The organism is Azospirillum sp. B4 (assembly GCF_000333275.1).
In the GTDB taxonomy this organism is placed as follows: domain Bacteria; phylum Pseudomonadota; class Alphaproteobacteria; order Azospirillales; family Azospirillaceae; genus Nitrospirillum.
Genome location: NZ_BACU01000186.1, coordinates 1 through 14073 on the forward strand (window position 1 = coordinate 1; position 14073 = coordinate 14073).

Annotated in this window: 13 protein-coding genes; 4 read left to right on the forward strand and 9 right to left on the reverse strand. The window is 68.8% G+C overall.

All coding sequences use genetic code 11. From position 1 onward, the window contains the following. On the forward strand, positions 1 to 888 hold an 888-nt coding region (gene lpxB / locus I55_RS08245), incomplete at its 5' end, for a lipid-A-disaccharide synthase (RefSeq protein ID WP_044560040.1). Position 889: 1 nt separating this feature from the next. On the opposite strand, the gene I55_RS08250 is transcribed toward lpxB, so the two are convergent. Then, a complete protein-coding gene (locus I55_RS08250; protein WP_083900939.1) occupies positions 890 to 1831 on the reverse strand; it encodes a DMT family transporter in 942 nt (313 codons plus the stop codon). A gap of 103 nt (positions 1832 to 1934) precedes the next feature. Here I55_RS08250 and I55_RS08255 point away from each other — a divergent pair, with 103 nt between their 5' ends. Then, positions 1935 to 3353 carry a PLP-dependent aminotransferase family protein gene (locus I55_RS08255; RefSeq protein WP_044560041.1) on the forward strand — a complete coding sequence of 473 codons (1419 nt, stop codon included), beginning with the start codon at positions 1935 to 1937 and terminating at the stop codon, positions 3351 to 3353. Positions 3354 to 3361: 8 nt separating this feature from the next. Here the strand turns inward: I55_RS08255 and I55_RS08260 are convergent, their stop codons facing one another. Continuing rightward, a complete protein-coding gene (locus tag I55_RS08260) occupies positions 3362 to 4246 on the reverse strand; it encodes an aldo/keto reductase family oxidoreductase (protein ID WP_044560042.1) in 885 nt (294 codons plus the stop codon). Between the two features lie 93 nt (positions 4247 to 4339). Between I55_RS08260 and I55_RS08265 the strand changes: the two genes are divergently transcribed. Next, complete coding sequence (locus I55_RS08265; protein WP_044560043.1) at positions 4340 to 5242, forward strand: LysR family transcriptional regulator; 903 nt, start codon at positions 4340 to 4342, stop codon at positions 5240 to 5242. 1 nt (position 5243) lies between these two features. Here I55_RS08265 and I55_RS08270 read toward each other — a convergent pair whose 3' ends face one another. The 5 genes from I55_RS08270 to gltX all read right to left on the reverse strand — a co-directional run bounded on the left by I55_RS08270 (position 5244) and on the right by gltX (position 9924). Then, positions 5244 to 5951: a 2-phosphosulfolactate phosphatase gene (locus I55_RS08270; protein WP_049973948.1), complete on the reverse strand. Its 708-nt coding sequence runs from the start codon at positions 5949 to 5951 to the stop codon at positions 5244 to 5246. Then, positions 5948 to 6724 carry a VOC family protein gene (locus tag I55_RS08275; RefSeq protein WP_159107140.1) on the reverse strand — a complete coding sequence of 259 codons (777 nt, stop codon included), beginning with the start codon at positions 6722 to 6724 and terminating at the stop codon, positions 5948 to 5950. The genes I55_RS08270 and I55_RS08275 overlap by 4 nt, the downstream gene beginning before the upstream one ends. A gap of 122 nt (positions 6725 to 6846) precedes the next feature. Then, positions 6847 to 7071 (reverse strand): hypothetical protein, encoded by a 225-nt coding sequence (locus I55_RS36920; protein ID WP_044560046.1) that lies wholly within the window; start codon positions 7069 to 7071, stop codon positions 6847 to 6849. A gap of 16 nt (positions 7072 to 7087) precedes the next feature. Beyond that, complete coding sequence (gltA, locus tag I55_RS08285) at positions 7088 to 8407, reverse strand: citrate synthase (RefSeq protein ID WP_044560047.1); 1320 nt, start codon at positions 8405 to 8407, stop codon at positions 7088 to 7090. Positions 8408 to 8517: 110 nt separating this feature from the next. Continuing rightward, a complete protein-coding gene (gltX, locus tag I55_RS08290) occupies positions 8518 to 9924 on the reverse strand; it encodes a glutamate--tRNA ligase (RefSeq protein ID WP_044560048.1) in 1407 nt (468 codons plus the stop codon). Between the two features lie 378 nt (positions 9925 to 10302). Here gltX and I55_RS08295 point away from each other — a divergent pair, with 378 nt between their 5' ends. Then, positions 10303 to 12435 (forward strand): ComEC/Rec2 family competence protein, encoded by a 2133-nt coding sequence (locus I55_RS08295; protein ID WP_159107141.1) that lies wholly within the window; start codon positions 10303 to 10305, stop codon positions 12433 to 12435. Between the two features lie 41 nt (positions 12436 to 12476). On the opposite strand, the gene lexA is transcribed toward I55_RS08295, so the two are convergent. Continuing rightward, positions 12477 to 13196, reverse strand: a complete 720-nt coding sequence (gene lexA, locus I55_RS08300) for a transcriptional repressor LexA (protein ID WP_044560049.1) — start codon at positions 13194 to 13196, stop codon at positions 12477 to 12479. Between the two features lie 153 nt (positions 13197 to 13349). Continuing rightward, a partial coding sequence (locus I55_RS08305) for a molybdopterin molybdotransferase MoeA (protein ID WP_044560050.1) occupies positions 13350 to 14073 on the reverse strand: 724 nt, incomplete at its 5' end.

Genomic DNA, 14073 nt, shown 5'->3' on the forward strand with positions numbered 1-14073 from the left:
TTCCGTGTCGCGCGCCGGGTGAAGAAGGCCAACCCGGACATCCCCCTGATCCATTACGTGGCGCCCACCGTCTGGGCCTGGCGTCCGGGGCGGGCGGCCAAGATCGCCAAGTTCCTGGATCATCTGCTGGCCCTGCTGCCGTTCGAGCCGCCCTACTTCGAGAAAGTGGGGCTGGACTGCAGCTTCGTGGGCCACCCCATCGTGGAGAGTGGCGCCGACGCCGGCGATGCCGACCGCTTCCGCGCCACGCACAACCTGGAATCCGATACCCGGGTGGTCACCATCCTGCCCGGCAGCCGCCGCAGCGAGGTCACCAAGCTGCTGCCGGATTTCAAGGGCGCCCTGGATATCCTGGCGCCCCGCCTGCCGCGCGTGGTGGCGGCGGTGCCGACGGTGCCCGCCACCAAGGCCCTGGTTGAGGAGGCGGTGAAGTCCTGGCCCCTGCCGACCGTGATCCTGGAGGGCGACCAGGACAAGTACGACGCCTTCGCCGCCAGCGAAGCGGCCCTGGCGGCGTCCGGCACGGTGGCGTTGGAACTGGCGCTGGCGCGGTTGCCGGCCGTCATCGCCTATCGCATCCATTCCCTGACCTATCGCCTGTATCGCGGGCTGATCAAGGTGCGCTTCGTCAACCTGGTCAACATCATGCTGAACCGCATGCTGGTGCCTGAACTGCTGCAGGAGGATTGCCGGCCCTCGCGCCTGGCGGAGGCCCTGGGCCGTCTGCTGGACGATCCCGCCGCCCGCCAGGAGCAGATCGAGGGCGTGGCCGAGGTGGCCGCCTGGCTGGGCCAGGGCGACACCCCGCCCAGCCGCCGCGCGGCCGAGGTGGTCATGCGCGTCATCAACGCCCGCGAGCGCGAGGCGGAGCAGTCGGGGCTGGCCTGAATTATCCCCGGCGCGCCGCCCGGCGGGCGCCGGCCACGCACAGCACCACCACCAGGGCTGTGCCCAGCACCGCCGGGCCTACCGGTTCGCCCAACAACATCGCCGCCAGGCCGAAGCTGCAAAAAGGTTGCAGCAACTGGACCTGCCCCACCGCGGCGGTGCCCCCCAGGCTGAGGCCGTGGTACCAGAAGAAAAAGCCCAGCAGCATGCTGAACACCGTGACATAGGCCAGGGCGCCCCAGGCGGGCAGGGGCACGGCCCGCCAGTCGGCGGGGAAGGTGGCCCAGGCGAGGGGCGCCATCAGCGGCAGGGACAGGACCAGCGCCCAGCAGATCACCGGCCAGCCGCCCAGATGGCGCGACAGCCGGGCACCCTCGGCATAGGCCAAGCCACAGACGGCGATGGCCAGGATCATCAGGCCGTCGCCTGGCGCCAGGTGGAAGCCGCCCGCCAGGATGGCCGGCGCCAGCGCGTACGTGGCGATGGCAATGGCGCCGACGCAGGAGAATATCCAGAAGGGCGCACGCGGGCGGTCCCCGCCCCGCAACGCGCCGAAGACGGCGGTCGAGATCGGCAGCAGCCCGCTGAAGACGATGGCGTGGGTGCTGGGCATCCATCGCATGGCCAGCGCCGACAGCAGGGGGAAGCCGATCACCGCCCCCAGCGCCACCACCGCCAGGCCTGGCACGTCACGGGCCGACGGTCGGCGCGGGCGCGCCAAGGCCAACAACCCCAAGGCCACCACCCCCGCCAATGCCGCCCTGGCCAGGCTGAGGAAACTGGCGTCCAGTCCGTTCAGGCCGATCTTGGTCACCGGCAGGCTGCCGCTGAAAATGACCACGCCAATCAGGCCGTAAATAAGACCCGCAGCCGGGCGACGCGCGGGAGCCAGGGAACCGGCCAGGGGGGCGGTGGGCATGGTGGGGATGGCGGTGTCCGTCATGGCAAGGCGTCCTGGGGTTGGCAAGGGATGCCGATGGTGCCTTCCTTAACCGGCCCTCACAAGGTAAGGTGCAGTACGGTTTCCCTGAACTGTACTGGTCCAAATGGTGATACAGTCGACCGAGATGGGTGCCGGCCGCACCTTGGTGGAGACGGTCATGGCCGACATCCATGCCCGGGTGGATGGTCGCCTGCTGGCGCCGGGCGCCCGCGCGCCGTCGATCCGCGCCTTGGCGGAACGGCTGGGCGTCTCCAAATCCACGGTGGTGGAGGCCTACGATCGTCTGGTGGCCGAGGGCGTGCTGGCGGCGCGGCCGGGCTCGGGCTTTTATGTCGCCAAGCGGGCAGCGCCCCTGGCCCTGATGGGGACCGCGTTGGCTGGCGCGCAACCACCGCCGGACCGGGCGGTGGACCCGCTGTGGCTGATGCGCCAAGCCCTGGAGCCGGGTGAGGGCGTGTTGAAGCCTGGCTGCGGCTGGCTGCCGGGCGACTGGATGCCGGAACCGGCCATCCGCCGCGCCTTCCGTGGTCTGGCGCGGGCGCCGGCGTCGGCCCTGCTGGAATACGACAGTCCCCAGGGGCATCTTCCCCTGCGCCGTCATTTGGCCGACCGCTTCACCGCCCGGGGCATCACCGCGGCGGCGGATCAGATCCTGCTAACGGATAGCGGTAGCCAGGCCATCGACCTGGTGTGCCGCTATCTGCTGGAGCCGGGGGACCTCGTCCTGTTGGATGATCCCTGCTACTACAACTTCAAGACCGTGGTGGCGGCCCATCGTGCCCGGGCGGTGCCTGTGCCCTATACCCGTATGGGGCCGGACCTGGCGGCCTTCGCCCAGGCCGCCGCCACCCACCGGCCGCGGCTGTACATCACCAATGCCGCCCTGCACAACCCGACGGGCGCCAGCCTGACGGCCCCAGTGGCGCACAAGCTGCTGACCCTGGCGGCCGCGCACGACATCCTGATCGTCGAGGATGACATTTTCAGCGACTTCGAGGCAGAGCCCGCGCCCCGGCTGGCGGCCTTCGATGGGCTGGAGCGCGTCATCCACATCGGCAGCTTTTCCAAGACGCTGTCCGCCGCCGTGCGCTGTGGGTACATCGTGGCCCGGGGTGATTGGGCGCAGGGCATCGCCGACGTGAAGCTGGCCACCGCCTTCGGCAACGCCACCACTAACCCCCGGGTGGTGCACCAACTGCTGACCGATGGCAGCTACCGCCGGCATATGGAAGGTGTACGCGCCCGCCTGGCTGGCGCCATGGGGCGTACGGTGCGCCGGTTGGAGGCCTTGGGCCTTAAGGCCTGGACGGAGCCCCGGGGCGGCATGTTCCTGTGGGTGGCCCTGCCGCCCGGCGCGTCATCCGTGGTATTGGCGCGCCGGGCGCTAGACCACGGTGTGGTGCTGGCGCCGGGCGACGTCTTCAGCCTGACCAACACCGCCGACGGTTTCCTGCGCTTCAATGTCGCCCAGTGCGACAACCCGCGCATCTTCGAGGTGCTTGCCCGGGCGCTGGACGGGTAGAAACCGGATCAGGCGGCCAAGGCACCCACCGTATCCAGTTCCGCCACCACCTCGGCCGGCAGCGTCAGCTGGGCCACCGCCAGGTTTTCCGTCAGATGCGGAATGGAGGAAGTGCCGGGGATCAGCAGGATATTGGGGGCGCGTTGCAGCAGCCAGGCCAGCGCCACCTGCAGGGGTGTCGCGTCCAGGCGATCAGCCACGTCCGAGAGGGTGGAAGACTGTAGAGGGCTGAACCCGCCCAACGGGAAGAACGGGACATAGGCGATGCCATCCCGGGCCAGCGCGTCGATCAGGGCGTCATCCCCCCGGTGCGCCAGGTTGTACTGGTTCTGGACGCAGACGATGGGCGCGATACGCCGTCCTTCCGCGATCTGGGTGGCGGTGACGTTGCTGAGGCCGATGTGGCGTATCAGGCCCTGGCGCCGCAGGTCGGCCAGCACGCTCAGCGGTTCTTCCAATGAACCCTCGACCGGATGGTGGACGTCGAACATGCAGCGGAAGTTCACGACGTCGAGCACGTCCAGGCCCAGGTTGCGCAGGTTGTCGTGCACCGCCTGGGTCAGGTCTTCACGGGAATAGGCAGGCAGCCAGGAACCGTCGCTGCCACGCCGGGCGCCGACTTTGGTGACGATGACCAGATCGTCGGGGTAGGGGTGCAGCGCCTGGCGGATCAACCGGTTGGTGACGTGGGGGCCGTAGAAGTCGCTGGTGTCGATGTGGTTCACGCCACCGGCGACCGCCGCGCGCAGCACGGCCAGTGCCGCCTCCGGATCCTTGGGTGGGCCGAACACGCCCGGCCCCGCCAACTGCATGGCGCCGTAGCCGATACGCTTCACCGTCAGGTCACCCAAGCGGGCGACCAAGCGGACGGTAGCGGGCTGATTGTGGGACATGGGGATCTCCTTGGGTTGTGCCCTTATTATCGCCTCTATCCCGCTGCGCGATAATCGGGCAGGATCGGCACGGGCTGTGCGGAAAAACGAACAATGAAAGCCGATCTCAGTGACCTGAACGCCTTTGTCGTGGTGGCGCGGGCCGGGGGCTTCCGCGACGGTGGCCGGGTGAGCGGCAGCAGCCCGTCGGCCTTGAGCGAGGCGGTGCGCCGGCTGGAGGGGCAACTGGGCGTCCGCCTGCTGAACCGCACGACCCGCAGCGTCGTGCCGACGGAGGCGGGGGAGCGGCTGCTGGAACGCCTTGGCCCCGCGCTGTTCGAGGTGGAGGCCGCGCTGGGTGCCGTGAGCGGCTTTCGCGACCGGCCGGCAGGTTCCCTGCGCCTCAACGTGCCCATCAGCGCGGCGCGGCTGGTCCTGCCCCGCATCGTGCCGCCCTTCCTCGCGGCCTATCCCGACATCCGTCTGGAGGTGACGGCCGAGGACGACTTCGTCGACGTGCTGGCCGCTGGCTGCGATGCCGGCATCCGTTACGATGACAGGCTGGAACAGGACATGATCGCCGTGCCCATCGGCCCCCGGGTCCAGCGCTTCGCCGCCGGTGCCGCGCCGGTCTACCTGGACCGCCGGGGCCGGCCTGACCATCCCCGTGACTTGCTGGACCACGCCTGCCTGCGCGGCCGCTTCTCCGGCCGGGCCATCCAGCCGTGGGAGTTCGAGCGGGAGGGCGAGACCGTGCGCGTGGACCCCACCGGGCCCTTGGTGGTGCAACTGGGCGGGACCGTCGACCTGGCTGTCGACGCCGCCATCGCCGGCAGCGGCATCGTCGTCCTGTTCGAGGAATGGCTGCGCCCGCACTTCGACAGCGGGGCCCTGGAACCGGTGCTGGAGCCCTGGTGGCCCAGCTTCTCCGGGCCCTTCCTCTACTATCCCGGCCGCCGCCTGGTGCCGCCGCCCTTGCGCGCCTTCATCGACTTCGTCAAGGCGATGTCCTGGTAACTCAGGCCTGGTAGGCGCCGTCGCGCAGGATGGGGGCGGTGACGCTGGTGTCGACTTCCAACGCCAGGTCCACGTCATCGGCATAGCCCCAGCCAATCAATTCCTGGCCCGAGCGGCAGCCCCGGATGATGTCGGCCAAGTCAGTGCCGGCCGAGCGATAGGCGTCGCGCGCCGTCCGGGCCTCGGGCGTGGGGGGCAGGCCGAGGGCGTCGATGATGGCGCCGGTCCCCAGCAGATCCTCCACCGCTGGCCGCAGGCCACCGTCCGGCCAGCGTTCGCCCGCCGGGATTACGGCGATATCGGCGCCTTGGGCCAGGGCAAGGGCTTGCCGGGCCACCGTCCGGGCGTTACGCAGGCAGCCCGCCAGCACGGTCGCCGGGCCACCGGCCAGCGACAGCCGGGAGCCGTTGGGCGAGGGCAGCATCAGCCGGGTGCCGGCGGCGATGGTGGTGAGGGAGCGGGGCGACAGGCTGAACTGGCCGCCACCCGCATGGCGCGGGGCCGCCAATTGCGCGCCGGCCTCCACGGCCGCTGCCTGGGCCGCCGCCGCGTCGCCGTAAGGGAAAGGCAGGATGACGGCGCCCCGGCTGACGGCGACGTCCACGGCGGTGGAGAAGGACAGCACGTCGACGATGACCAGCACGGCCACGCGGTCGCGTAGGGATTCCAATCCGGCCATGCCCCATTCGCTGTGTACCGTCTGCGTCACGGTCGCACCGCGCGCAGTTCCAGCCACAGGCCGGCCGTCGCCTCCGGCGGGACCAGGACGCTGTCGCCCTCGATCGTGTGACGGATGACGGGATTGGGCACGGCCGCCTTCGCCACCGTCAGCGCCTGATCGAAATTCGCCACGCGAATGACGGCGCCAATTATGGGGCGGCCGGGCAGGCGCTGCCGATCCGCCGGCAGCAGGGTGACCGTCCCTTGGGCGAAGCGCCATTGCGGGTGTGGGGTACAGATGGGCGTACAGGCGTCGCCCGTGCCGCGTACGCCGCCCAGTCCCGCCAGCAGCGGCGGCACGCTAGCGTCATCACTGGCCAGCCAGACACCAATGAGAGATTGGCTGCCATTGGCGTGGGCGAAGTGCGCCGGTTGGTCGGTGGGGGATTTGTTGCGATGGCCGAAGAACAGGAAGTGCAGCGGATCACCTTCGGGAAAGCTGACCATCCCGCCATCGCGCTGAAAGCTGGGCGCCAGCGATGCTAGCATTGCCGTCAGTGCGTCATGATCAGGAGCGTAGAGCGCCAGGAAGGCGGGGGCATCACCCACCGCCAGCAGGCGTCGATAGTCGGCGGTCAACGCGTCGGTGGCGGCCGGGGCGGTGATCAGCTCCAACTCTGTCCCGTCAGGGAACTTGACGTGCTGGTTGCGGATGCCGTTGGCGTGCGCGCTACCGGGTTTCAGGGCGAAGCCCAGGGCGCGGAAGCGCGCGGCGGCCGTGTCCAGGTCGGTCACCGCGATGGGAATATGATCCAGGCCCACCACCGGACCTTCCGTCGCGGAGGCGGGCGGGGGCCCCAGCACCAGGCATAGGGCAACGGAAAAGGCCGCCCGGTTGCCCGGACGGCCTTTCCTGAAGAACGGGAAGCCCCTCACCGGGCCCCTCAGTGCAGCAGGGATACGACGGTGGCCGCGACACCCAGAACCACCCCCAGGGTGGCGAAGGTGGCCCAGGCCAACCGCTTCAACCGTCGGCCCGGGGGCACGGGGTTGTCGTTGGCTGGCGGGGGCCCTTCCAGGGATCTGGCGGGCAGGATGCGGGCGCGGGGGCCGGGCCGGCTGCCGCCGGACCCGTTATCGCCATCGCTGGGGTGAACCCGCTCCGCCATCGTGCCCGCCTATGCCTCAGCGCTGCTCGACGGGGACATAGTCCCGCGCGGTGGCACCGGTGTAGAGCTGACGCGGACGGCCGATCTTCTGCGAGGTGTCGGCGATCATCTCCTGCCACTGGGCGATCCAGCCCACGGTGCGGGCCAGGGCGAACAGCACGGTGAACATGCTGGTGGGGAAGCCGATGGCCTTCAGGATGATGCCCGAGTAGAAGTCGACGTTGGGGTACAGCTTCTTCTCGACGAAGTAGGGATCTTCCAGCGCGATGCGCTCCAGCTCCACCGCGATGTCCAACAGCGGGTCGTCCTTGATGCCCAGTTCGGACAGGACTTCCTTGCAGGTCTGCTGCATGACCTTGGCGCGCGGGTCATAGTTCTTGTAGACCCGGTGGCCGAAGCCCATCAGGCGGAAGCTGTCGTTCTTGTCCTTGGCGCGGGCGATGTACTCGGGGATTCGGTCCTTGTGGCCGATTTCCGCCAGCATTTTCAGCACGGCCTCGTTGGCGCCGCCATGGGCGGGGCCCCACAGGCAGGCGATACCGGCGGCGATGCAGGCGAAGGGATTGGCGCCGGAGGAGCCCGCCAGACGCACCGTGGAGGTGGAGGCGTTCTGCTCATGGTCGGCGTGCAGGATGAAGATCTTGTCCATCGCCTTGGCGATGACCGGGTTGATCTTGTACGGCTCGCACGGGACGCCGAAGGTCATGTTGAGGAAGTTCTCAGCATAGCCCAGGTCGTTGCGCGGGTACACGAAAGGCTGGCCGATGGAGTACTTGTAGGCCATGGCGGCCAGGGTCGGCATCTTCGCGATCAGGCGGTGCGAGGCCACCATGCGCTGCCGCGGATCCTCGATGTCGGTGCTGTCATGGTAGAAGGCGGACAGGGCGCCGACCACGCCGCACATGACGGCCATCGGGTGCGCGTCGCGGCGGAAGCCGCGGAAGAACTGCGACAGCTGCTCATGCACCATGGTGTGATAGGTGATGGTGCGCTCGAACTCCGTCTTCGCCTTGGCGTCCGGCAGTTCGCCATGCAGCATCAGGTAGCAGACTTCCATGAAGTCGCTCTTCTCGGCCAGCTGCTCGATGGGATAGCCGCGGTGCAGCAAAATGCCCTTGTCGCCATCAATGAAGGTGATCTTGGACTCGCAGCTGCCGGTCGAGGTGAAGCCCGGGTCGTAGGTGAAGTAACCCGTCTCGCCATAGAGCTTGCGGATGTCGACCACGTCGGGGCCGGTCGTGCCGTGCAAGACGGGGAATTCAAAAGACTTACCGGTTTGGTTATCGGTGAGGGTGACCGTTTTCTTTTCGGCCGCCGGGGTCGTCGTATCGCTCATTTCGGCACGTCCTTGTTTATACGAGGTGGGGCCCTCTGCCCCTTATTGGTCTTATGACGCGGTGCGGAGTGTAGTGTTCCGCACCGCCGAAGGCAATGATGGCCAGGGGGTCACGCGCCCCCTGCGACATCGCCGATACGGGCCAGGGTTTCGGCCCGGCCCAGCACTTCCGCCACCTCGAAAATCGGCGGCGAGACGGTTGAGCCGGAGAGGGCGGCGCGCAGCGGCTGGGCCACCTTGCCCAGCTTCAGGCCCGTCTCTTCGGCGTAGGCGCGCACAATCCCTTCCAGGGTCGCGGCGGTCCAGTCCGACGCGTCCTTGAAGCGGCTGGCGATGACCGCCAACTGGCCCCGGGCCTCGTCGGAGAGGAGTTGCGCGGCCTTCTCGTCCAGCGGAAGGGGCCGTGCCGTCACGTAAAACTGGGCACCGGCGGCAAGTTCCACCAGGGTCTTGGCCCGCGCCTTCAGGCCGGGCATGGCGTGGCGCAGCAGGTCATGGTCGGTATCGCCCAGCTCACGCCCCAGCGCGGTGACCAGCCGGGGGCCGATCAGGCCAACCAGGCGGTCGTCATCCGCCAGGCGGATGTAGTGGCCGTTCAGATTGTCCAGCTTCGCGTAGTCCATGCGGGATGGGGACCGGCCGATGCCCTCCAGGTTGAACCAGGAAACGGCATCCTCGGTGCTGATGATCTCATCATCGCCGTGGCTCCAGCCCAGGCGCAGCAGGTAGTTGCGCAGCGCTTCCGGCAGATAGCCCAGGTCGCGGTAGGCCTCGGCGCCCAGGGCGCCATGGCGCTTGCTGAGCTTGGCCCCGTCCGGCCCGTGGATCAGGGGGATGTGGGCGAAGTCCGGCGGCGTCCAACCCATGGCCTGGTAGATCTGCAGCTGGCGGAAGGTGTTGGTCAGGTGGTCGTCGCCGCGGATGACCTGCGTCACGCCCATGTCCTGGTCATCCACCACCACCGACAGCATGTACGTGGGCGTACCGTCGGCGCGCAGCAACACCATATCGTCCAGCTGGCTGTTCTGCACCCGCACCTCGCCCTGCACCTTGTCCTGCAGCACCGTCTCGCCCTCGCGCGGGGCCTTCAGGCGGATCACCGGGGCGACGCCAGCTGGCGCCTCCGACGCGTCACGGTCGCGCCAACGGCCGTCATAGCGCATGGGCAGGCCGGCGGCCTTCTGCTCCTCCCGCATCTGCTCCAGCTCTTCCGGCGAACAGTAGCAGCGATAGGCCTTGCCCTGGGCCAGCATGGCGTGGGCCACCTCGGCATGGCGTTCCCGCCGCTCGAACTGGCTGACGGCGTCGCCGTCCCAGGTCAGGCCCAGCCAGCTGAGGCCGTCGATGATGGCGTCCACCGCCGCCTGAGTGGAGCGCGCCCGGTCCGTGTCTTCAATACGCAGCAGGAAGGTGCCGCCGTGATGGCGGGCGTACAGCCAGTTGAACAGGGCGGTACGGGCGCCGCCGATGTGCAGGTAGCCGGTGGGGGACGGGGCGAAGCGGGTGACGACACTCATGGGAAACGCACTCTCCGGCATGCGGGCGGCGGCGCTTCGTCATGAGCCTCTTTCGGACGGTCACCCCTGATTTGGGAGGTTTCTCCCAGGGGACGTCATCCAAAGGTTGACGACGCGACGCGAATATCGAGATAGCTGGTGATCTGGTCCGGCGACGGGAAAGCCGCCGAGGGCGCATCACCAGGATGCGGAAGCCGCTGAGATAGCACACCCGGAACGAAGATGCACCCTGAGGCGGACCCCGCTGGACAGACTGGCAGTCCCCCGCGTTTCACGGTCCCGGATCTGGCGGCCGGGCAGGGGGACGACTGGGAGGCGGCATCCTATTTAGCTACTGGGCGGAGCGAATTTGGCGCCGAGCCACCCCCTTCAGATGTGATGCGCATCACACATCGTGTGCTCGCCGCGTTGGCCAGCATTGTTGCATCAACGTATGTCAATCTGGTGGAGGAACGGGAACGATGGGTCCTTTGGCTGCCCGTCTTCCTGGGCATCGGCATCGCGATCTATTTCGCCCTGCCGTTGGAGCCGTCGCCCTGGGCTGGTCTTGTCTTCACCCTTGGCGTTTTCGGCCTGTGGCGGCTGGCGGGCGACCGGCTGGCCCTGCGCCTGGGGCTGGGGGCCCTGCTGGCCCTGGGTATCGGCTTCACCGTGGTTCAGGCCCGCACCACCTGGCTGAAGACCCCCATCCTGCAACGCCCCCTTGGCCCCGTGCCGGTGGAAGGCCGCGTCGCCAATGTGGAGCGGCTGGACAAGGGTGTACGCGTCACCCTGGCCGATCCCCACATCCCCCGCCTGACGGAGGAGCAGACGCCGCCCGCCGTACGTATCCGCCTGCGCCCAACCGATGCCGCCCCGCCGGCCGGCACCCGGGTGCGCATCCTGGCGGCGTTGCGTCCTCCGCCCGACAGTCCGGAGCCGGGCGCCTATGATTTCCGCCGCTCCGCCTTCTACCAGGGCATCGGCGCCGTGGGTTTCGCCTTCAAGACGCCGGAGGTGGTTGCGCCGGCCCCGGTTGGCCCGGTCGGCTGGGTGAACGACCGGGTGGTGGGCCTACGTGAACTGATCGCCGAACGCGTGACCGCCCGTCTCAGCGGTGCGCCCGCCATGATCGCCATCGCGCTGCTGAATGGGGAGCAGACCGGCATCCCACCCGACGATCTTCAGGCCATGCGCGTGTCCGGCCTGCAGCACATCCTGTCCATCTCCGGCCTGCACATCAGCCTGGTGGCCGCGATCTTCTATTTCGCGGCCCGCGCCGCCCTGGCCTTGTGGGAAGGGCTGGCCCTGCGCCATCCCATCAAGAAGTACGCGGCCGCCTTCGCCATCCTGGCGACGCTGGCCTACATGATGCTGGTGGGCGCGCAGGTGCCGACCCTGCGGTCCGTCCTCATGACGGCGCTGGCCATGGTGGCCATCCTGGCCGACCGGTCGGTGCTGAGCCCCCGGGCCATCGCCGTCGCCGGCATCCTCTGCCTGCTGTATCAGCCGGAGCAACTGCCCGGCCCCAGCTTCCAGATGAGCTTTGGTGCCGTCCTGGCGCTGATCAGCACCTATGAGGTGTTGCGGACGCCCATGAACCGCTGGCGCCAGGATGGCGGTTGGATCCGGCGCGCGCTGCTGTTCGTGGGCGGCCTGTGCCTCACCTCGGTCGTGGCCACCATCGCCACCATGCCCTTCTGCCTTTACCACTTCCAGCAGGTGGCCAATTACGGGGTGCTGGCCAACCTGATCGGCATTCCCATCACCGAATTATGGATCATGCCGCTGTGCTTGCTGGCCTATGTCGCCATGCCCTTCCATCTGGAGGGGTGGATCATCGACATGATCGGCTGGGGCTGCCAGGGCATCCTGTGGACGGCGCATGTCACCGCCGCCTTGCCGGGGGCGGCCTTGCACGGGGCGGCCCTGTCGGACATGGCTTTTGGCCTGATGGTGCTGGGCGGCCTGTGGCTGCTGCTGTGGCGCCGCCGCTGGCGTCTCTGGGGCCTGGCGCCCATCGCACTGGGTTGCCTGCTGGCGCCGCTGACGCCCCGGCCGGACATGGTGGTGTCCGGTGGCGGCACCATGGTGGCGGTGCGCGACGGTGGCGGCAAGCTGTGGCTGTCCTCCGCGCGCGGCGGCGGCTTCGAGGTGGAAACCTGGGGCAAGCGTGACGGCGGGGAGGGGCGGCCGCCCGCCTGGCCCACCGTGGGCACCGATGACGGCAGTTTGCGCTGTGACAGCCTGGGCTGCCTCTACCACCCCGACCTTTATCACGCCGAGCGACAGGATCCGGCGCGGCCGGAGGGGCGTCTGGTCGCCATCGCCTGGACCCGCGACGCCCTGGCGGAGGATTGCGACAACGCCGACCTGGTGATTTCCCGCGTGCCGGCGGCCGGTTGCGACGCCCCCCGCGTCATCGGCCCCGATGTCCTGGCCGCCCGCGGCGCCCACGCCCTGTATTTCGAACGCGGGGGCGTCCGCATCGAGACGGTGCACGACCCGGAAAGCAAACGGCCCTGGGACTGAGGTCGCCAGGGCCGTTGGGGTTTGCTCAAGGATAGGGGCGATCAATACCGGCGGAACAGTCCCACCAGGCGGCCTTGCACCCGCACCCGGTCGGCGCCGAACACCCGCGTCTCATAGTTGGGGTTGGCGGGTTCCAGGGCGATGGAGTTGTTCTTGCGGCGCAGGCGCTTCAGCGTCACCTCGGCGGCGTCCACCAGGGCCACGACGATGGCGCCGTTCTCCGCCGTTTCGCACCGCTGGATGATGACGGTGTCGCCGTCGTGGATGCCGGCGTCCACCATGCTGTCGCCGGCAACCTCCAGGGCGTAATGCTCCCCAATGCCCAGCATGGAGACGGGGATGTCGATGGTGCCGCTGTCGCGCATGGCCTCGATGGGCAGGCCGGCAGCGATGCGGCCGTACAGCGGCAGGCTGACCGACCCCACGGCGTCACCCGGATCACGGCCGGCAAGGCCCGCCTGAAAGTCCGCCTTGATGACATTCGGCTTGAAGCGGGGTTCCACGTCCGCCGGTGCGGCGGCTGCAGCCTTCTTGGGCGCCGGCGTCACGTCCGGCAGGCGCAACACCTCCAGCGCGCGGGCGCGGTGGGGCAGGCGGCGGATGAACCCGCGCTCCTCCAGCCCGGTGATCAGGCGATGGATGCCGGACTTGGATTTCAGGCCCAGCGCGTCCTTCATCTCATCGAATGAGGGGGAGACGCCGCCTTCACCCAGGTGCTGGTGGATGTACAGCAGAAGCTCCTGTTGCTTACGCGTCAGCATATCGCCCCCTTTGCTGTGTCGAGCCGCTAGATATGGAACAAACCCGAAACGTACTGGCCATGTTCTATTTTGGTTCACGGCCCGCGTCAAGCGCTAGCGATCAAAAACCATCGAACGATGACGGATTTTGGGCAGCCCACCGGCGGTTTAAGGTCAAATCCCATCCAGGGGGATGATGTCCACCACCGCGCCGGCATCGGCCGCCGGGGCGTGGGGCGGCCGGATGACCAGGCAGTCCGCCGCCGCCAGGCGACTCAGCATGGAGCTGTCCTGCTGGGGGAAGGTCGCCGCGTGGGGCAGGGTGCCGTCACCGGCCATCAGGGTGGCGCGCAAATAGTCCTGCCGCCGGTCATTGGCGGGCAGGGCGTTGGCCAGAACGGCCCGGCCCCGGGGCGGTTCCGCCGGCGCCAATCCCTGAAGGCGGCGGAGGACGGGCACCAGGAACAGGATGGCGCACACCAGGCTGGAAACGGGATTGCCCGGCAGGCCCAGCAGGGGCGTGCCGCCCATGCGGCCGAACAGTAAGGGCTTGCCTGGCCGCATGGCGATCTTCCAGAAGTCCAGCTCAAGCCCTTGCGCGCCCAGTCCGCCGCGCACCAGATCATACTCCCCGGCCGAGGCGCCGCCGGTGGTGACCAGCAGGTCGCAGCCCGCCGCCCCCTTGGCCAAGGTGGCCAGGGCGCCGGCATCGTCGGGGGCGATACCCAGGTTGACCGGGATGCCCCCGTGCCGCCGTACCAGGGCCGCCAGCGCCAGGCCGTTGCTGCTGACGATCTGGCCCGGGCCCAGCGGCTCCCCCGGCATCACCACCTCATCGCCCGTGGCCAGGATGGCGACACGGGGGCGGCGGTGCACTGTCAGGAAAGGGTGGTTCATG